Genomic DNA, 19,642 nt, shown 5'->3' with positions numbered 1-19,642 from the left:
TTACCTTCATGAAAGCATTATAAAAATTTTAAATATTATATATATTAATCTTATATTTATCTAAATTCCTTTTTAAAAACTCTATTGTATTTTCTAATCCTTCATCTAATGAATATTGCGGTTTCCAATTAGTCAGCCGTAATATTTTTTCATTACATCCCAGCAATCTGTTTACTTCACTTTTTTCGGGACGTATCCTGTCTCCATCACAAATAATTCTTGCTTGAGGATTGATTTTATCAATGAGTTTATGTGCTAATTCTCCTATAGATATTTCTTTTTGTGTAGCTATATTAATTTCTTCTCCAATAGTGTTCTCAGATTCAAATATTGATATAAATCCATGTACTGTATCTTTTACATAATTGAAATCCCTGGTTGGAGTCAGCGCCCCAAGCTTAATCTCCGTCTTCCCCCCAAGCAACTGTGTAATTATTGTTGGAATAACTGCTCTTGCCGACTGCCTTGGTCCATATGTATTAAATGGTCTTACAATTGATACCGGAACTTGAAAAGATTTGTAAAAACTTTCAGCCAATCGATCTGCTCCGATCTTCGTTGCTGAGTATGGAGACTGTCCCTGAAACGGATGCTTCTCATTAATTGGAATATATTGTGCTGTTCCGTACACTTCTGATGTGGATGTAATAAGAACCTTTTTTAATCCCAATTTTCTTGCTGATTGAAGAACATTCAGCGTTCCTTTTATATTCGTGTCCACATAAGTATCCGGTGAATGATAGCTGAACGGAATCGCTATCAATGCTGCCAAATGAAATACTGCATCTACATCCAGCATGGCTTCTTCTACCCCATTCGGATCTCGTATATCTCCTTGAAATATCTCCACATTTGACATTATGTTTTCAGGAAGTGTATCAAGCCATCCCCATGTATTAAAAGAATTGTAGTAAACAAATGTCTTGACCTGATATCCCTTTTTTACTAGTTCTTCTGTCAGATGACTCCCAATAAAACCATCTGCTCCTGTTACCATTACTTTCATAAACAGCCACCCTCTAGACTTTTCTATAGTTTCTGCAATTGTGTAATTAATCTTATCATCCAATATTGTCTGTATCGAAACAGCTTAAGAAACCAAAAATCAAATTTATTAAAATTATGTCGTGTTTCTGCATTCTTTGAACTAATATATGCTTTAGATTTATGTATTTTTTTACAATCATTTTTTGTTATTTCATTATTCTGGAACAACAACATTAACCGGGGAGCAACCATTTTCAAATATGCAAAATTTATTATATTATAAATTTCCGTATCCATTAAAGAATGCTCTTTTAACTTACGAATAACATAAGATGTAACAAATCCCGTATCATGAATATGCTGTATTTTACATGTGTGGGATGCACTTTTATTATGGACACGGTAGTTATATAAAATATCATCTATTACATAACCACTTTTTATATTACATAGTATAGAAATAATTTGTGCATAATCTGCATTGATATCCAATCTTCTGATTAGATCAAAATCTTCTGATTCTTTTATTCTCTCTAATTTAATGGCTTTGTTCCAAATGGCATGATTAGTTCTTTCAATGATCTCTTTAATCAATTCCTTTTGTGTATATTCTTTTCCTGCTTTTAGTGTAGATTTGACATATCCCTGTTGACATCCAAAATTACGATATCCAAAAAAGATCATATCACTTCCGGAAATATCTATTGCTTTTTTTATCGTCTCAAGACAAGATTTTTCTAAATAGTCATCTGCGTCCAGACCTAAAGCGTAAACTCCTTTAGCATAGGTATTCCCTTTTGCCCGACTAGCCAATTCTCCTGCATTACTCTGATGGACTACTTTTACGCGGTTATCATAAGAAAAACTTTCACAAATCTCTCCACTGGTATCAGTTGAACCATCATCGATTAAAATTAATTCCCATGATAAATACGTCTGATCCAATACAGACTGTATGCACTTTTTTAGGAATCGTTTACAATTATAAACTGGCGTTATAATACTAAAAAAAGGGCGCTCCTCCATTTCGTCTACTCCTTACGATAGATTCTTATGACATTATTCTTTTTAAACGGAAGCCTTTCCAAAAGCTCTAACAACAAAATACTTTTCATACTCTTTACTAAATAAACAGTCGGCTTATTGATAAACGGAATGATTGAATATATAGATGACTGCCTTACTAATTTAAATCCTGCCTTTAATGCATATCTATCCATTTCTTTTATAGAAAATCCCCAATGATCAACATTTTTTCTTTTTCCATCCCAATGACTGCGGGCATTAAGTTCATACCATAAAAAAAGTCCATTTCTATTTAAAGAATTATATACATTCTTTAACGCACTTAAAATTTCTTTTTCTGTTGTAAAATGCGTAAAAACAACAAACGCAGTAATCCCATCAAATTGTACGTTAAAAGGAATGCCTCCACCAGGCTCTGTTAAATCACCATATTCATAATGAAGAGCTGGATTCATACTTTTACAATGCTGCAATCTATTCCTTGAAAATTCAACGCCATAAACCTGGTCTGGATTCTCCAACAATTCAGTTAAAAATCTTGTTTTGATCCCATCTCCACACCCACAGTCACAGATTTTTATAGCATCTAATTTTCTTCTATTTTGATTTATCAAATTTACAAATTCAAAAAGAATTTGAGCCGCTTTATATTCTCCATAGAATCCTATTGGATTAACCGGAGAATATATATCTTTTACTATTCCCTCTCCGGTATATTTTTGTTTATCATACCGCTCATTTACAACCCTCTTATAACTTTTCATATTATCCTTCCCTATCTATTCATCGTAATACTTTTTCATAACATTCAACAATTTTATCAGAAATATATTCTATCTGTTCCTTTTCAAGTCTTGCGTACATCGGCAACGTTACCTCGTTGTCTGTAACATACTCTGTATTAGGTAATTTTCTTGAAAATTCTTTATACACCGAAAATCTATGTATTGCCGGATAATGTATGCTTGTCTGAATTCCATTATCATGCAGTCCTTCACGAAGTACATCTCTCATTTCAGCCCTTGAGCCCTTCAATACTACCGGGAAAATATAATTACTCACAAATCCTTGATGCTCTTTAAAAGGTATCTCAAGGAAATCTAATTCTGAAAGATACCTTAAATACCATTCCCTGATTTGAGCTCTTTTTTTCAAATCCTCCTTTAATTTACTAAGCTGAGTTATACCTAGCGATGCACGTATATCATCCAAACGGTAATTATATCCCAATTCGGCAATATCATAATTTGTCGCGTGCCCTGATGCTCTTTGATATGACATTGTTGTCATACCATGTGAACACAAAAGTTTTACTTTTCTATATATTTCTTCATTATTTGTCACTAACATACCACCCTCGCCGGTGCTGATATTCTTGTTCGAAAAAAAACTGAAACAACCTATATCTCCGATCGTGCCTATGTTATGTCCATGATATTCAGATAACGGACCATGACATGCATCTTCAATAACATACAAATGATATTTCCTTGCTAACATCATGATATTGTCCATATCACAAGGAAATCCGGCATAGTGCATCGGTATGATTGCTTTTGTTCTGTCTGTGATTAAAGCTTCTATCTGTTCTGCGTCTACACATAGATTATCATTCCCATATATATCCGCAAAAACTGGAACCGCTCCAACATATCGGATACAATTTACCGTTGCTGCAAAAGTCAAAGAAGGACAGATCACTTCATCTCCCTCTTTGATCCCTAATACACAGCATGCCAAATGCAATGCGGCGGTACAATTTGTAACCGCACATGCATATTCTACCCCCAGCATTTCCGCAAATCTTTTCTCCAATTCTACACATTTCGGTCCCATAGAAATCCATTTTGACCTCAAAGTTTCAAGCACTGCTTGTTCCTCTTCTTTTCCATAGTTTAAATCAAATAATGGTATCTGATACATTTCTATGTTTCCTCCATACAAATCTAATATTTAAAAATACCCTCTTCTATATCGCTATCAGCCTTTGTATAATCCTCTGGCCTGCCTATATCCATCCAATATCCTACATGCTCATATATAGCGACCTCCATTTTCTTTTCCAAAAAACTGTTCATCAGCATATCAAAACCAAAATACTGATCAGCCGGAATATATTCTGTTGCTTTCTTTGAAACAGCATATATCCCCATACTTACAACAAATTGAACTTCTGGTTTTTCTCTAAATCCAATTAAAATATTATCCTTAACATCTAAAATGCCATAATCATTCTTTTGAGTTCTCCGAAAGCTAGCAATTGAAAATATCTTTTCGGATTTTATATGTCTTTCTAAAAAATCAGCATATCCAATATCCGACAAAACATCCCCATTCATTACCAAAAAATAATCCGGCAAATCTTGTACTAACTTTATTGGTCCCATAGTGCCTAACGGTGTGTCCTCAAGTGAATACTCTATCTTTATTCCCCATTTTCTACCATCACCAAAATATGCCATAATAATATCAGCCTGATGATTAACCGTGATTATGAGCCGCTTAAAGCCCTGCTTTGCTAATTGAATAATAATAATCTCCAATATAGGCTTACCCGCTACAGGAACTAATGGTTTGGGTATTGCCACCGTATATGGCCGGAGCCTTGTCCCTTTCCCCCCAGCAAGGATTACTGCCGTTTTTAACATTATTTACACATCCTCTTGTATATTTCTTTCCATCTTGGAGCACAATACTCCCAAGATCTCAGTTTCCACACCAATTCCTTGTTCTTTGAAACATCTATTTCGTTTTCCATTACTTGACTTATAAGCAATGGAATTTCATTAAAACATTGAAATTCTAAATACTGAAAATTATATTTTTCAAATTCCTTATATCGCAACCATTTAGCGTTTATAAGCATCGTATTAGCAAATAAATATTCACAAACACTTCCTGAAAATGCGTCTGTAGTTTGCGCATTTATAAATATGTCAGTTATAATCCGTAATTCAGCTACTTCGTCATTAGATAAAAAATGTTGGATAACTATATATTCATATCCTGTTTTTTTTACAGCATTAATTACAGCCTTTCTATATTCCTTTGATCCGCCATAAGACATTTGTAATAATAAGACAACTTTTTCTTTGTATTGTTTATCTAGTTTACTAATTGCACTAAGAACTTTTTTGTGTTGTTGCTGTGGAATACCATTATATCCAATTGCTATAACTATCTTATCTTTTGCTATTCCCCATTGCCTTCGTATATCTTCATCCGCCATTTTTCTACTGGTTTTATCAATAATATCCAGCACAGGCAAACCAAACAAAACTACTTTTGAAGGTATTTTCTTTCTGTATATTTTTTTAAATTCTATTTCTAAGTCAATATTATCAAACGTTATAAAATCAGCATGTCTAACATATTTTCCTTGAGCGGTCAATTCCTTTCTATTAACACGAAATAGATCGCTTCCCCAATATGACAATATTAACTTGCTCTTCATAAGATATTTCAATAAAATGATATCTGCTAAATCTGTAAAACGCACAAACTGCATATTTATCACCTCAAATGGACCAGATTTTATAATAGTTTTTAACCGTAAAAATCTCCCATAAAAATTTTTAAATAAATCGCCTTGTGCTTTTCCTTCATTAATTTCGGAAATTAATGGTGGTAACTCAACCAAATGAAGTCTTCCGCTTTCAAAAAAGTCTATGTATTCCTTGCTTTCTTTTTTATTGCTTGTATTAAGTATCCATACTTCATAATTGTTCTTTACAAGAAAATTCTCCACAAAATTTATGGTCCATGGTGAACATATACTCCATAATAATATTTTCATCTCCTCATTCATCCTTAAACAAAAACGGACATGTATACTCCGTAAATTGATTTTCTTCCAAAATATCTATAAGTTGATACCATTTGACTGGTTTTATCGCAACTATAATTCCCACACTCTTCTTATTAAATGGAATATTATTCATTCTCCAAACAGCTTTTCCCATATATTGTGTCTTTTCACAATTTCCATCTGAAACTGCAAAACCATCAAAACGAATCCTTTTCTTATTTAATTTGGCAGCAATTTTTGTTGCATAATCTCCTGCTCCAAAAATAATAATATGATCGTAACTTTTAACAAATTGCTCTAAGTTTTCATCATAATAATTCTCATCATTCAATTGCATAAAGATTCGTTTTATTTGTCCAATATAACTATGGAATTTAAATTTATTGTTAATATCTAGTCGGTTACATTGTTCAAAAAAATCTAACCCTCTTCTATTCATATCGATTACAATATACACGTACATCTGAATTCTACTAACAATATATTTTTTGTATTCTCTGTTGGTATATTCATTATACTTTTCAAAGAATTCTATCATCCTAAGACAATGGTCAAAATATTTATCTGGATTATTCCATATATCTTTAGTCCATGAATTATCATGATAAGCACGATATACTGACATAATTCTATCAAAATAGAATATTTTTCCTTGCATTATACAATGTAATTGCTGCGTCCAATCACCGACACCTGTTCCAAAAAAGAAGTCGTCCATTTGAATTGTATCTGCCCGTATAACCAATGATGCTGTTGGAATATTCCCATGATATTGCATAATTATCTCTTCGTGCGACACTTCTTTACTCTTTTTGTAGGGTGACATGCTTTTTATAATCCCATTATTGTATTCCCAGCATATAGCATTATGTGCAACCATACTAAATTCTGGATGTTTCTCTAGCCATTCAACCTGAATCTGCAATTTATGAATATCAATCCAAAAATCATCTCCTTCACAAAAGGCAATATATTTCCCTTTACAATATTGGCTTTGCAGCTCTTGTATCCATTTTCCATCGGGATAATTTTTACTATATTGATTCTCTTTCTGGTAAATCCCGTATATGATTTCAGGATATTTTCTCTCATATTCCTTAATAATGTCTGATGTGTGATCCGTCGATGCATCATCATGAATAATTATCTCATATCTAAAGTTAGTCTCCTGAACCAAAAAACCTTCAATTGCATCTCTTATATATCGTTCATGATTAAAGGTAAGACACCAAATTGACACTAAAATATCCTGCATTTTTTCTCCCAACATAATTTAACTAACTCAAGAATTTATTTCTTCTACAAGTTTCTTTATCCCGATAACAGTTCCTTCATATTTTAATTCTTTTATCGTTTCTTCTATTTCTTTATATGCTTCAGATGTAACAATTATCATATCCACATCCTTGATCTTCTCTTCGCACGGCCTTAATATTTTATAATTATTTTCGCTATTATTCTCTTCTAAAAAGAATGAATCAAAAATTGCCCTACACTCTATATTATTCTGTTCAAAAATTCTAACAATTGCCTTACCAACCCATCCATATCCATATATGGCAAAAGTATCTATTCCATGCTCCTCCAAATAATTTTCTATTTTCTCTTTTATGTTTTCCATTGTTATAAGGTCGCTCAATACTTTTGTCTTTCTCTTCTCTATAAACCAAGGATGCTCATTTGGCACAGACATATGATCCCCCTGCCATTTCCACACCTTAGGATTATTAAAAATAGGGTTTTCCATTATTTTCACAAATTCTTCATAATAAGGATGATATGGATTCCTTATATCATAATACCATTCGGTTACTTTATCTCTAACACCATACGGTTCAAAAAATCTTAACCTGATTGCATCTGGATTAAATTCTTCTAAGCAAAAATTTACATACTCTGGCATTTCACGAAAATTTCTTTCGCATATCACTGTAGCTATTTCGAAATGATTTATTATTTCTCTCTCCCTAAGATTTTTTATAAAATATAAATTTTTTATAACATTATCAACCGGAAGATTTGTACCTGACAAAAATTGATATGTATCTTCCCTAAAACTATGAACTGTAATATATACAGTCAAGTCATTTTTCCCAATATTCGAAATCTTTTCCCAATTCTTCTTATTAAATAGAGATCCATTACTTTCTAATTCTATCTTCATATTGTCATTATATTCTATATTACTCAAAACATTTAATATGGATGGACTACAAAACACTTCTCCCACACCATTACTTGACAATACTTCTAAACCATTAATAAATTTATGAATCTCCTTTTCAATATGCTTAATTTTTTCTTGATCTTTTTCTTTAGGTATATATTTTTTGGTTCTACAAAATCTACAAACATAATTACACGATTCTTCATAGGATAAACTGCAATATCTGGGATATTTCGGCACATTATACTCTACCATGATATTATCTCTCGTATGATTTGCACAATATGGACATTTGTCTTCAAAGCAATAACGATATGAACCGTCTATCATTGATTTTCTAAATTCTTCTGCCTTTTCTCCATTCCATAAATCCTCGATACTTTCTTCTAACAAACTACCCAAATAATAATCTGTCCATCCGCAAACTTTGACTCCTCCATCCGCACGATTAATCCATATACTTTCTAAACCCATTTTACAAACTTTCATATTTTTTCTGCCTTTCCCATATTCTTGATCCTATATTAAACTTCTCATTTTGTAAAAAAAAATTTTTTGAATTAATATTGCTAAAATAATTCTTGAGATTATATCTCCGTTCATTTACGTAACAACTATTTTTTGCATAATATTCTATATAATTCGGTTCAATTGGTTTAATCCATTTCTCTTTTCCACTAAACTTATCAACACAAAAAATATAGTTACCTGAATGCATTGAAAAATAATAAAAATTATCATCTTCACAGTGTACATAATATTTACTATAATGTTCTGGCGCCTCGTAAGAAAAATCCATCGGGTAATTAGAATATTTTTCAACATAATCTTTTTCAATATCAATCATCAATATATCATTTCCCACTTCTGGTAATATCCAAATCACACCATTCGTTATAACCATTTCCCTATATGCCGGATAAGATTTTGATTGATTCCCCAATGACCATTCTCTAACATTGTTATTATAAAAGTTCCATTTATACACTTTTCCTTCTAAACTTAAAATATAAAATGTATCATTTTTCCACTCAGCATGAGCACAACCTTTTATCTTAGCCGGAACTATATGTCTCTGATACTCATCGGTTTCCATATTATATTCAACAACTTCACCAAGCCGTTCCATAAATATCCATTCAGAATTTCCCACTCTACATCCACACGAAAATAATTTAGATGGAATGCTCTCTGTCTTATCGAATTCGTATAAAATATCTGTACAAATACTTAATTGCTGAATCACACTTCCTATTGTTAAATCAACAATAATCACTTTATCTAAATAACTAGGAAAAATGTATGCCTTATCATTATATATTGCAAAGGCAGCAAAATTGCAACATTCAAAAACAGAACAATCAAGCTCAATACAACGATATCGATTTTCATCAACATAATATTCCACTAAACGTCTACCGTCTGTTTCCAACACATATATTTTTCTCTCATGCACCATCATTTTATCAGGCAATTTCCATATTAATGGATCTGATATCTGTACATCCAAACTATTGGGTCTGTTTAAATACTCAACTTTTCCACTATCTGTATTCATCTTCATCAAAATACAATCTTCTTCTGATATGAAATATAAATCATGATCAAAAATAGTACATGCCAAAAATTTGTTTCTCATAATATTTTGCAAAATGTCACATTCTTTCTCAACTTTATTAACTACTTATATCTATTTTTTTTAAATCCTCATCCAATATAGCCGAAAGAGCCTTTCCACCAATTGTATTCATATGTTGTATATCCGCGTAAAATATATGATTTTCAGATATTTCTTTCTTGTATTTATAATTAAAAAAATATAAATTATACTGATCACAAAATCCTTTCACTATATTTAAAAATTCTATCTTCCATGACAAAAGAATCTGCTCTGTAATTCTCTCCATAGTAATATAACGCGGAATCAGTGTTAAAATAATTTTCATATGTGGGTTCCATTTCCTGATTTCTCTTATGAAATTATCTAATATTATTTTGTTTTCGTTTATTGTTGAGTCGTATCTATTCTTAACAATACTTCCATTCAATAACTCAGTACTCAATGGCTCATTGATTTCTATATGAGTCCATCTATTCTCTACTTCCAAAGTTAAAACAGATCCTTCTTCAGCAAATAACTCCTTCCAAACATTTCGAAAATCCTTTTTTAGAAATATGCCATATCGCATAAACATTTCTTGATTTAAACTGTTCTTAAAATTATTATTTTTAGAAAAATTGTGTTCGGAATAAATACCGCCATAATACATATAATTCAATATATTTGATGATAGTGAACAATCTGCATTAAATTCTATATAATCATACAAGTCTATGATTATATATTCTAAATTTTTTAATAGCTTACTATACTTTCTTATACATTTACAAAACACCTGATATTCATAATATAAATCCTGACTTGGAACAGAGAAATTTACAAAAGGAGTAGATAGTTCTTTCTCCAGGAAAGCATAAGCAGCGTTAGAATTACCAAAAATCAATCCCCTGATTTCTTCTAAATCATAAGTTCGCATTTTGATATCCCACAATTCTCTGTTCGCGTATACATAAAATGGAATTACTTTCTCTGAATTAATTCCATAATTATTAACTAACATATTTCGAACTTTCCAAGCTTCTTTACAATTTTGAATAGTTACAATTAGATAGTCAAATTCAATCTCTTTAATTTTATTTAATTCATAAAAATTCACCCCTCCCCCATACTTTTTTATCTTTGCAAACGAATCCGCATATCCGATTATTTTATGCTCAGTTTTCAATTTCTTTTTGACACTTTCTAACCCTCTTCCTAAACCATATAACATAATTCTCATTTTCACGTTTTAACTCCACTTACCTATACTTTCCAAGTTCTCCTTACACTTTCATTTTCTTGATTGCTCCGATCAGTCGACGTTCTACCAACATCACATGCTGTACAGTGCCGCAGATAGACGAACTAACCGCTGTCATCTAACTTGCAAGGGTCATAACTCCAAGGCACTTTTGTATTGTGAAAGAACTGTCTGTATACTACGGTCTCGATCCAAGTCGCAAGATTTTTGCTATCAATACCACTTTTATATCTGACTTACAGACACGACTTCGTGTCTAATTAGCTCCACTTCTATTTACAAACATTAATTTCTTTGTAACCTTTTATATTAAATTGTGGAAGTAATAGTTCTTTTTGTACCTGTTCCCCTTGTAACCACATAATAATTGCCTTTGGTAAATCTACACCAGCACAATGGCTAAATGGATATCCCCCACCAAATCTTGCATTTAAATCAATCACATATGTTTCCTTTTTATCTGTAACTATAAAATCAGCGTCCAAATTAGCAATATGATTTAATCTTTTACCAATTTTCATCCCTAAATTTTCTATCATATAGTTTTTTGTGATAATAGCTATATCTGTTTCTCCAGCTCTCATAGAATACTTTTTTTTTGCAATCGTATTTTGATATCTTCCTTTTAAATCATTGATGATATCCCCCCCATACTCTTCTCCTATTATTTTTTCTTGTATTAATACACTTTTTGAATAGTCTTGTTTTGATTCATATTTTAGGTAACTTTCTTTAATCTCTCTATTAGTTTTGGAATATAAAATTTTCAATTCTTCCAAATTATCTGCTTCGTATACACCAATTGATCCCATCCCCCAACGTGGTTTTATAATCAATGGATATTTTATTTCCTGCTCTTCGATGGCTTTTACTGCATCGTCGATTTTTAAATATGTTTTAGGTGTTAAAATCTCATTTTCTTCTAAAAAACATTTCATCTTCCATTTATCATTACATATTTCAATTACTGAAATATCAGAAACAATTAGATGTATATTCTTTTTCTCAAATTCCGCTTTATTCATAGACAATATGTACAAATCGATATCAAATAGCGGAATAACTAATGTAATATTTTTGCATTCACAGTAATCAATCAAAAAATCAATATATCCATCTTCATATATATAAGGCGTTATTACGGTCTCATCCGCATACAGAAAAGAAACTGCATTTTCGTCACAATTCCCCACATATACTTTCCCTTTTCCTTTCACTGCATTTTTAAAATAATTAACCATATATGCGCGACGTCCGGCAGATGTTAGCATTATATTCATACTTTTCTCCACATTTTAATTTTCTATTATTCAAATCACTTTAATATATCTTCATAAAAAAGCGGTGTTGCGCCAGTGTGAATAAACAAAATCTTTTTCCCTAATATTTTTTTCTCTTCTAAATATTTCATCATACCGTATATTCCTTTCCCAATATATGTATAATCTAAAGGAACACTATTTTTTTTACAAAAATTAGAAATAAAATTTTTATTTCTCTCACTTATATACCCATAACCACCTTGCAATGCTTTATCATAAACTTGTATTATATTTTCATTCCATATTATCATTTTTTCAAAATATTGATTTAAATAGTAACGTATATATTCTTCCTGCTTTTTTTTCTCTCTTGAAATTGAAATACCTATAATCTGCTCTTCTCCGTTCTCCAAAACACTCCCCGCAATCAATCCTGCCTGTGTAATTCCCGTTCCACTCGTCACAAAAATGTAGTCAAAAATTATTTTTTCTATTTCCTCATAAGCTTTTATTTCTTTATAACAAGATATATAGCCTTTCACACCAGTCTTTTCATTTCCTTTTCCTTGTGAATTACCAAATATATAGTATGGTTTATATCCTCTTTGTTTTGCTTTTCTGCATGACATTTCTATTGCTTCTTTTATATTACTTTTAGAAACCTTTATAATATCGGCGCCAGAATTTTTCACTAATATATCATTAATTCCTAGTACTTTTTTTTCATTCTTTTCGCATCCATATACTATAAAACATGGATATCCCTTTTCTGCACTCATCAAAGCTATCACTCTGCACATATTAGAATTTTCACTTCCATATGCCACAAAACAATTACTTCTTTTCTTCACCATATCTCTATAATATTCTTGTGCAATTCGCACTTTATTTCCTCCATAATATTGAGGTATAAGATCATCACGTTTAATATAAAATTGATTATTATTTAATGTGTAATTCAATTTATGAATCAATGTATTCATATTTACATTCCTTATAAATGCATCGCATAACTTTTATTAAAAGCAATTACTATTTCCCCGGTATTTCACATACAATATACCGATATTTTCCACCTTTTTCATCTGATATTTGATCCACGTAATCTACTGCAATCTGAGTTTCATTACCAAAATGTTTTTTTAGTTTACTACAAATTCTTTCTACATCTCTTTTACCATTTTCATTACAGTTTACTATTAACCTAATTTTTGTATAATCCTTTTGTATCAGCTTCCATTGTTTTATATTATCTTTTCCATAAAACATTTCATCTATTACATCTGGAATTACAGGTTCTTTTTTACAATCAAATAGAATATCTTTCTTTTTCCCAAAAACCGTCTTTAATACTGGATAAATAGAAACGTTTTGATCCATTCCTATTATCCCTGTATCTTCTGTATCATACCTTATAAGTGGAAATGCATAGTTATATAAATCAGTAATAACAATTCGTCCGATATCCCCTTCTTTAGCAGGCTTGTCTTCATTTAAATCTAGGCATTCAAAATAATAACTAGAATGATTTAATAAATATGAACCATATTCTTCTTTTTCCTGTCCCAAAATTCCCATCTCTTGATTTGAATATCTTGATAAAACATCACAATTTTTTCCAAATACTCTCTTTGCCTTTCTTCTTGTTTCAGAATGTAATGTTTCGCCTGCTGTAATCACAGTTTGAATTCCTAATTTTTTTATTCTATCATCATTTGTAGAATAATTTGCAATACATTCCATTGTTGAAGGATATCCCAAAACAAGTTTTCCAGCGTGTTTTTGCATAAACATTATTACATCTTCAACATTTTCTCTCCCCAAATTACTAATATCAACACGCCAAATATTTTCTTTCCATTGCTCAAACCTTGTCTTCCCTTTATTTCTTGCAGACATTGCATCTAAATATATCATTTTCTGATTAGGTAGTAATCCACGCAATGCCATAAATGCTTTTAATTCTGCAATTACTCTGCTTCTTTTCCTTATATCCTGAATAATTGTAAAAGGTGTTCCAGAAGATCCATTAGTGCTCATTCTATGTATTTTTTGCGCTTTGTAATTTTTTGAAACAAAATCCTTATAATTCTCTAGACAAATACTTTTATTAATAACTGGAAATTTTTCAAAACTCTTTCCTTCATATGATGAATAAAACTTTGTTGTTTGTGTAGCATGATCTAGCAAACATTTTCTTTGCTGCATCCATGTTGTCAATAGATTTTCTTCTTCTCTAAATGCATACATAATTTCATCATATTGCTTTTTTACTAATGAATTATTATATATTTTATCATCTAACCAAAAAAAATTTCTTCTAATCATTCCATTCAATTTTACTAAAACACCTCTTTGATTTTTCTCTCTATTAATTTACTAGCCTGTAATAGAATTTCCTTATTTTTAATTATCCCTTTTATATTCTGGAAAATATCCTTTTCGATTTTTTCCATTTCTATCAATTAATTTTTCATAAATATCCTTATTTAAAATACGTTTTCCTACATAATACGGATAAATTCCACTTTCATTTACAAAACGTCTTTTATAATCAGCTGTACTCCCATCAATAACCCCTCCTCCGAGATCAAATAATTTTTTCCCCATCTTTTGACCTAAAAGAGCAATTTTATACATAATTATTGTATTAGCATATACTCTTCTATACTGAGGATCATTGCCCAGAAAATGATAATGAACAATATCTTCCCCAAATAAAACAATAGCAGATGATATTATTTTCGTCTGATAAATCGCATTTGCTATTGCTACTTTTCCATTTAATAATCGAAAATAATCTAATAAAAATTCCCTAGACAAATGATAATAATTTCCAACCTTATATTTTTCTTCTGTAAACTTATATAATTCAAGAAATGCATCTATCTCTTTTCCTTCAAAATCAAATACTACCTCTATATTGTCTGAATACTTTTTAATGTTCCTTATAACATTTCTATCATATTCTTCTTTATAAAAATTTCCGCATAAATTATTACAATATAAATTACCATAGTACTCTGTTTTATCTAACAGTTCTCCAAATATCGAATAATTTCTATTCCATGGATCAAATCTCACATATTCTGCAATAATATTTTTTTCCTTGCAATATTCCAAAAAATCATCATTATATTTTTCTAAATCAAATAAATGACCTTTCGCAATCCTTGGTCCCCCCATACCTCTCGGTGTTAAAATATCATAATACTGTATACCTTTAATAATACCAGCTTTTCGTTTAATAAAAACATATTTAATCAAGCAATCACTACATTGACACTGATATATCTCTGCCTCCCCTCCTTCTTTCTCTTGTTGCAGTATAGCCCAATTTTCATCATAATATATACTCTGCATTTTACTCTCCTAATCATACATGTTTTCTTCCAATATATTATCTTTTCTATTTACTCCCTGTTATAATTTTAAGAATTTGATATATGATACTTTTCTCCAAAGAATCATATAAAGGTATAACCAATACCTGTTTGGCAAGTTTTCTTGCATTTTCTAATTTGCATTTTTTATACTTATTTTTAAAACAAGCTTGATCCGAAGTAAGGGGGTAAAAATATTTTCTTGAATAAATACCGTACTTTTTTAATGAATCTTGTAACTCATCTCTATTTACTCTATAATCCTCTTTTATTAAAATTGGAAAATATGCATAATTAGGTTCTACATTTATGTTTGAATCAAACAACTTGATTCCTCTGACAGAATTAAGATTTTCTTTATAAAATGTATATCTTTTTTTTCGTTCTTCTAATACCAAATCTATGTACTTTAAGTTACATAATCCCATGATTGCAGCAAATTCATTCATCTTTGCATTTGCGCCTATATCAACAACTAATTCCTCTCCACGAATTCCAAAATTTTTTAGGTTATATAATTTTTCGCGAATTTCAGGAGAGAAAAAAGCCACAGCACCTCCTTCAATTGTATTAAAAATTTTTGTTGCATGAAAGCTAAAAACTGAAGCATCCCCATAGTTTCCAATCCCATTGCCAGCATACTTAACACCAAAAGCATGAGCTGCATCATATATAACTTTTAGTCGATATTTATCTGCTATTGTCTGTATTTCTTTAACATTACAAACATTTCCGTACACATGTACTGGGAGGATCGCCACAGTATTCTCTGTAATTAAATCCTCTAATTTTGTCTCATCAATTGTTCCATCAGACATTTTCACATCACAAAAAACTGGTTTTAAATGATTTCTAACAATCGCATGTGTTGTAGAAATAAAGGTAAACGGTGTAGTAATTATTTCTGAGCCTTTTGGAAATTCAAATGCTTGAATTATCATTTCCAATGCCATATGTCCATTTACCATTAACGACAACTCCGGAACATCTAAATAGTTCTTTAATTTTTCTTCTAATTCCTGATGATACTTTCCCATATTAGTCAGCCAATGACTATCCCATAAAGGCTTTATGGCATCTATATATTCGTCATATGGAGGCATCGAAGACATTGTCACAAATATTTTTTTGTTTTCCATATTCAATATCTTTGTATTTATTTTAATCCTTTATAAATTCGCTTCAAATAATAGAGCAGACGTATTTCACAAAACACATCTACTCTATAAAAATGCTTAAATAAACTAATAATATATGCCTATAATTAATACTATTGTTTTTATGATGCAGGTATTGCTAATGGTGCAGATATAGTATTATCATCTGTCAATGTAACCGTTGTACTACCATTCTTCCCACGCAAAGTACCTAACCAAGATTCTTTAAGCTGAACTTTTAATGTCCCACCTGCTTCTTCACTCCATTGAGAATTGTCCCATTCAACATCACCGCTGTTTATGTCAAATGTACCATTTTCATTTGTAACAGTCATTGACTTCCAATTTTGATCTGCAGTTAAACCTGAAATTGTAATCAATCCTGATGTGTCAGCTATAACCTGAGGCCCAACTTTAATCATTGCACCTGTTCCAGACACAGCTGATGTATTAGAAGATGCGATCTCATTGCTATACGTAGCAGTAATCTTAATTCCAGCTGTTAACTTGCTCCAATTCGTATCAACATTATTCATTGATCCCCCGAAAGTAAATGCAGTAATTCCTTTACCAGCTGCTGCCAGACTTGTTATCTCAAAATTGCTTGCCACATTGTTACTATTCGAACCAGTTGCTCCCAACTCAAGCTCAGAACCACTCTTAGGGCTATATACTGCTTTATCAAGCTTAAAAGCAAGTTTATTATCTCCATCTTTTAAAGTAACTGCTGTTGTATCCGCTGCTTTATTCATAGTAACACTGTTCAAATCTGTCGCCGCTGTATTTTCATCAGCTGAAGCAGGTGTTGGTGATCCTACCGTTACTTCCGTTGTATCAGCCGCTATCGCCGTTAAGTGAATCTTATACTCGCCAGCTTTTGCATTATCGACTTCATCTTCAGAATCTACAAATGTAACTTTATTATCACCTGTATTTTGGTCTTCAACCTTAAGAGCAACCGCCATTACTTGGTCTTTATTACCCTTATTAATCATACCATAATTCCTGGATATAATTTGATCCGTAGACGTAGTCGAATCACCTGTTTTAACAGTCAATCCCTCCGGATTAAATGCCACCTCATAAGTAGTTGGAACAACAACATCCAAAACTTCAAAAGAATATATCGGTGCCGTTACCGTTGGATCCGCTGCCATTACAGGCATAGCTATTCCCATAGCCATTGTCGCACTCATTGTAAGTGCAAGAGCTTTCTTCATTTTCATTTTGATCTCCTCCTAATTATAATTTTAATTATTAACGGAAATTGTAATATCGAAGCCTACTGTGCTCACCTCCTCATTGTCTTCATCTACCAGAGTGTACATCACCACAGCATCATACTCACCTTTTTGAAGTTCTTTCTCTAGCTTGATGTTATCGAGTTCTGTTCCAACTGGAAGCATCGGTGATGAGTAAAGCAGTTCTTCTGTCGCCTTTTCATATACATCGAAATATATTGTATGTAGGTTATTTTCTACATTAGCCACATATGCATTAGGAGACTCAGATTTCCCATCTTCAAATACCCATGATGTAGTCATCTTACATTCAAACATTCCTTCTGCAACTTTATCGCCCATGTCTTCCATAACTGTATCCTTATTGGATTCATCAACAAAACCTCTATCAAGTTCCTTGGGTTTTGTCTTCTGAAGCAACAATACTACACATACAACCAATGCTGCACATAATACGACAAAAGCAATGATAATCATTTTCCTGCGCCCTTTGTTCGCAGTTTCTTTCTGGTTTTCCATATTACAACTCCTTGTTTTCTATATAAAGCGAGTATTTAGAATCGTATAAAGAACCGTAACCCCCGCCTTATATCTTTATATTTTCATTACTAATCAACAGCGATTAGAGACCCTGTCCCATCAATAATCTTTTCAGTTCCATCTGCAGTCTGATAATCATACGCAGCGCTAACTTTGATACCTTTTGACAACTTCTCCCAATCTGCCTTTGGATTCATCGCCCCACCGAATGTAAAGGCTGTTACACTTCTACCATCCGGACTCAAACCAATCAAATTAAGCACCTCTTCCGCTTCTGGTTTCTCCTTTGATAAACTTATATTGTCGAAATTATAAGTCGCTCTGGAGAGCCTGAATGCTATATGATTCTCTCCAGCATGTAATGCAACTGCCTGTTCTTTTGCCCCTGACATATCTACATCTGACAATGCCGAAGCAGATGTATCTGTATCAGCTTCCACACCATCGATTTTAATTTCTTTTCCATCAGACGGTATGATTGACAGATATACGGCATACGTTTCATCATCAGAATTTTTAACCTCTTCCTCAGAATCTACAAACGTAATCTCATTATTTAAGTCTTCAACTGTTAATGTAACCGTCACAATTTTATCAGTTGAACTTTTGTTGATAATGCCATATTCTTTTGATACCACTTGTTCCGTGGAGACATTATCTTTACCAACTACAATAGGAAGCCCATACGGATTTAACGACATAGCATAGGTTGTCGGCACAATCACATTGTCAATTTCATAATTATAAATTGGCACTGTCATCTCCACCTCCGAAGATTCCAATATATCAGAATGATCAGATATTACTTCTAATTCCTTTTCTTCTGTGTTCAATGTATCTTCATCAATGTCTTTCTGTGTTTCTTCCGTGTCTTCAGTTACACTTTCTTCTTTTTCACTATCTTTCTCTTTGTTCTCTTCCTCTGTAGCAAAAACTGAACTCTCTTCCTTTTTTTCTACTTCATCCAGTTGTTTTGCATTCACAACATTTCCTGGCAAACTTAGATTGCTTCCACCTATTACAAGAGCAGATATCAATACCATAACAATCTGTTTTTTCATTGATATTTTCCTCCTTTACTCCGTTTATCCAAATGCATAATTGTTTCAACAATCTGTTTTAATACTATTTTGCATAAAAATCTTCTTACCAACATTATTTATAATAAAATACATATACTTTATAAATACCCATCTATATTCTCTACTGA

General features: G+C 31.6%; 18 protein-coding genes. All 18 read right to left on the bottom strand.

Annotation, left to right across the window (positions count from 1 at the left end; translation table 11 throughout):
- Positions 1-28: 28 nt before the first annotated feature.
- Positions 29-1,006 (bottom strand): NAD-dependent 4,6-dehydratase LegB, encoded by a 978-nt coding sequence (locus tag VSQ62_RS08750; RefSeq protein WP_334634347.1) that lies wholly within the window; start codon positions 1,004-1,006, stop codon positions 29-31.
- Between the two features lie 23 nt (positions 1,007-1,029).
- The gene (locus VSQ62_RS08745) at positions 1,030-2,013 is read right to left on the bottom strand and encodes a glycosyltransferase family 2 protein (RefSeq protein WP_334634345.1); all 984 of its coding nucleotides are present in this window, start codon (positions 2,011-2,013) and stop codon (positions 1,030-1,032) included.
- A 5-nt stretch (positions 2,014-2,018) separates the two neighbouring features.
- Positions 2,019-2,777, bottom strand: coding sequence for a class I SAM-dependent methyltransferase (locus tag VSQ62_RS08740; protein WP_334634344.1), 759 nt, complete (start codon positions 2,775-2,777; stop codon positions 2,019-2,021).
- Between the two features lie 19 nt (positions 2,778-2,796).
- Entirely contained in the window at positions 2,797-3,936 is a 1,140-nt protein-coding gene (locus VSQ62_RS08735; RefSeq protein WP_334634343.1) for a DegT/DnrJ/EryC1/StrS family aminotransferase, read from the bottom strand.
- Positions 3,937-3,959: 23 nt separating this feature from the next.
- Positions 3,960-4,661 carry a nucleotidyltransferase family protein gene (locus tag VSQ62_RS08730; RefSeq protein ID WP_334634342.1) on the bottom strand — a complete coding sequence of 234 codons (702 nt, stop codon included), beginning with the start codon at positions 4,659-4,661 and terminating at the stop codon, positions 3,960-3,962.
- A complete protein-coding gene (locus VSQ62_RS08725) occupies positions 4,661-5,809 on the bottom strand; it encodes a hypothetical protein (protein ID WP_334634341.1) in 1,149 nt (382 codons plus the stop codon). Before VSQ62_RS08725 ends, VSQ62_RS08730 begins: the two co-directional genes overlap by 1 nt.
- Before the next feature lie 4 nt (positions 5,810-5,813).
- On the bottom strand, positions 5,814-7,076 hold the full coding sequence (locus tag VSQ62_RS08720) for a glycosyltransferase (RefSeq protein WP_334634340.1): 1,263 nt from the start codon (positions 7,074-7,076) through the stop codon (positions 5,814-5,816).
- Positions 7,077-7,103: 27 nt separating this feature from the next.
- Complete coding sequence (locus tag VSQ62_RS08715) at positions 7,104-8,477, bottom strand: radical SAM/SPASM domain-containing protein (RefSeq protein WP_334634339.1); 1,374 nt, start codon at positions 8,475-8,477, stop codon at positions 7,104-7,106.
- Positions 8,464-9,552 (bottom strand): hypothetical protein, encoded by a 1,089-nt coding sequence (locus VSQ62_RS08710; RefSeq protein WP_334634338.1) that lies wholly within the window; start codon positions 9,550-9,552, stop codon positions 8,464-8,466. Before VSQ62_RS08710 ends, VSQ62_RS08715 begins: the two co-directional genes overlap by 14 nt.
- Positions 9,553-9,664: 112 nt before the next feature.
- Complete coding sequence (locus VSQ62_RS08705) at positions 9,665-10,828, bottom strand: hypothetical protein (protein ID WP_502957813.1); 1,164 nt, start codon at positions 10,826-10,828, stop codon at positions 9,665-9,667.
- Positions 10,829-11,121: 293 nt separating this feature from the next.
- The gene (locus VSQ62_RS08700; RefSeq protein ID WP_334634335.1) at positions 11,122-12,129 is read right to left on the bottom strand and encodes an ATP-grasp domain-containing protein; all 1,008 of its coding nucleotides are present in this window, start codon (positions 12,127-12,129) and stop codon (positions 11,122-11,124) included.
- Between the two features lie 35 nt (positions 12,130-12,164).
- Positions 12,165-13,094, bottom strand: a complete 930-nt coding sequence (locus VSQ62_RS08695; protein ID WP_334634334.1) for a 1-aminocyclopropane-1-carboxylate deaminase/D-cysteine desulfhydrase — start codon at positions 13,092-13,094, stop codon at positions 12,165-12,167.
- A 49-nt stretch (positions 13,095-13,143) separates the two neighbouring features.
- Complete coding sequence (locus VSQ62_RS08690; RefSeq protein ID WP_502957812.1) at positions 13,144-14,439, bottom strand: hypothetical protein; 1,296 nt, start codon at positions 14,437-14,439, stop codon at positions 13,144-13,146.
- A gap of 78 nt (positions 14,440-14,517) precedes the next feature.
- A complete protein-coding gene (locus VSQ62_RS08685; RefSeq protein ID WP_334634332.1) occupies positions 14,518-15,474 on the bottom strand; it encodes a GNAT family N-acetyltransferase in 957 nt (318 codons plus the stop codon).
- 46 nt (positions 15,475-15,520) lie between these two features.
- Entirely contained in the window at positions 15,521-16,633 is a 1,113-nt protein-coding gene (locus tag VSQ62_RS08680; RefSeq protein ID WP_334634331.1) for a DegT/DnrJ/EryC1/StrS aminotransferase family protein, read from the bottom strand.
- A 140-nt stretch (positions 16,634-16,773) separates the two neighbouring features.
- Positions 16,774-17,877, bottom strand: coding sequence for a hypothetical protein (locus tag VSQ62_RS08675; RefSeq protein ID WP_334634330.1), 1,104 nt, complete (start codon positions 17,875-17,877; stop codon positions 16,774-16,776).
- Between the two features lie 24 nt (positions 17,878-17,901).
- Positions 17,902-18,411: a hypothetical protein gene (locus VSQ62_RS08670; RefSeq protein ID WP_334634329.1), complete on the bottom strand. Its 510-nt coding sequence runs from the start codon at positions 18,409-18,411 to the stop codon at positions 17,902-17,904.
- 89 nt (positions 18,412-18,500) lie between these two features.
- Positions 18,501-19,493, bottom strand: a complete 993-nt coding sequence (locus tag VSQ62_RS08665; RefSeq protein WP_334634326.1) for a hypothetical protein — start codon at positions 19,491-19,493, stop codon at positions 18,501-18,503.
- Between the last annotated feature and the right edge of the window lie 149 nt (positions 19,494-19,642).

Origin of the sequence: Sporofaciens sp. JLR.KK001 (assembly GCF_036941055.1) — a bacterium.
Taxonomy (GTDB): Bacteria; Bacillota; Clostridia; order Lachnospirales; family Lachnospiraceae; genus Sporofaciens.
The sequence above is the reverse complement of the archived record's forward strand: the minus strand, read 5'-3'. Positions and strand labels throughout refer to the sequence as shown.

What these genes read in the sequence shown, in the direction of transcription:
- VSQ62_RS08750 (WP_334634347.1), bottom strand. Translation starts at nt 1,006, where the DNA reads ATGAAAGTAATGGTAACAGGAGCAGATGGTTTTATTGGGAGTCATCTG.
- VSQ62_RS08745 (WP_334634345.1), bottom strand. Translation starts at nt 2,013, where the DNA reads ATGGAGGAGCGCCCTTTTTTTAGTATTATAACGCCAGTTTATAATTGT.
- VSQ62_RS08740 (WP_334634344.1), bottom strand. Translation starts at nt 2,777, where the DNA reads ATGAAAAGTTATAAGAGGGTTGTAAATGAGCGGTATGATAAACAAAAA.
- VSQ62_RS08735 (WP_334634343.1), bottom strand. Translation starts at nt 3,936, where the DNA reads ATGTATCAGATACCATTATTTGATTTAAACTATGGAAAAGAAGAGGAA.
- VSQ62_RS08730 (WP_334634342.1), bottom strand. Translation starts at nt 4,661, where the DNA reads ATGTTAAAAACGGCAGTAATCCTTGCTGGGGGGAAAGGGACAAGGCTC.
- VSQ62_RS08725 (WP_334634341.1), bottom strand. Translation starts at nt 5,809, where the DNA reads ATGAAAATATTATTATGGAGTATATGTTCACCATGGACCATAAATTTT.
- VSQ62_RS08720 (WP_334634340.1), bottom strand. Translation starts at nt 7,076, where the DNA reads ATGCAGGATATTTTAGTGTCAATTTGGTGTCTTACCTTTAATCATGAA.
- VSQ62_RS08715 (WP_334634339.1), bottom strand. Translation starts at nt 8,477, where the DNA reads ATGAAAGTTTGTAAAATGGGTTTAGAAAGTATATGGATTAATCGTGCG.
- VSQ62_RS08710 (WP_334634338.1), bottom strand. Translation starts at nt 9,552, where the DNA reads ATGAAGATGAATACAGATAGTGGAAAAGTTGAGTATTTAAACAGACCC.
- VSQ62_RS08705 (WP_502957813.1), bottom strand. Translation starts at nt 10,828, where the DNA reads ATGAGAATTATGTTATATGGTTTAGGAAGAGGGTTAGAAAGTGTCAAA.
- VSQ62_RS08700 (WP_334634335.1), bottom strand. Translation starts at nt 12,129, where the DNA reads ATGAATATAATGCTAACATCTGCCGGACGTCGCGCATATATGGTTAAT.
- VSQ62_RS08695 (WP_334634334.1), bottom strand. Translation starts at nt 13,094, where the DNA reads ATGAATACATTGATTCATAAATTGAATTACACATTAAATAATAATCAA.
- VSQ62_RS08690 (WP_502957812.1), bottom strand. Translation starts at nt 14,439, where the DNA reads ATGATTAGAAGAAATTTTTTTTGGTTAGATGATAAAATATATAATAAT.
- VSQ62_RS08685 (WP_334634332.1), bottom strand. Translation starts at nt 15,474, where the DNA reads ATGCAGAGTATATATTATGATGAAAATTGGGCTATACTGCAACAAGAG.
- VSQ62_RS08680 (WP_334634331.1), bottom strand. Translation starts at nt 16,633, where the DNA reads ATGGAAAACAAAAAAATATTTGTGACAATGTCTTCGATGCCTCCATAT.
- VSQ62_RS08675 (WP_334634330.1), bottom strand. Translation starts at nt 17,877, where the DNA reads ATGAAAATGAAGAAAGCTCTTGCACTTACAATGAGTGCGACAATGGCT.
- VSQ62_RS08670 (WP_334634329.1), bottom strand. Translation starts at nt 18,411, where the DNA reads ATGGAAAACCAGAAAGAAACTGCGAACAAAGGGCGCAGGAAAATGATT.
- VSQ62_RS08665 (WP_334634326.1), bottom strand. Translation starts at nt 19,493, where the DNA reads ATGAAAAAACAGATTGTTATGGTATTGATATCTGCTCTTGTAATAGGT.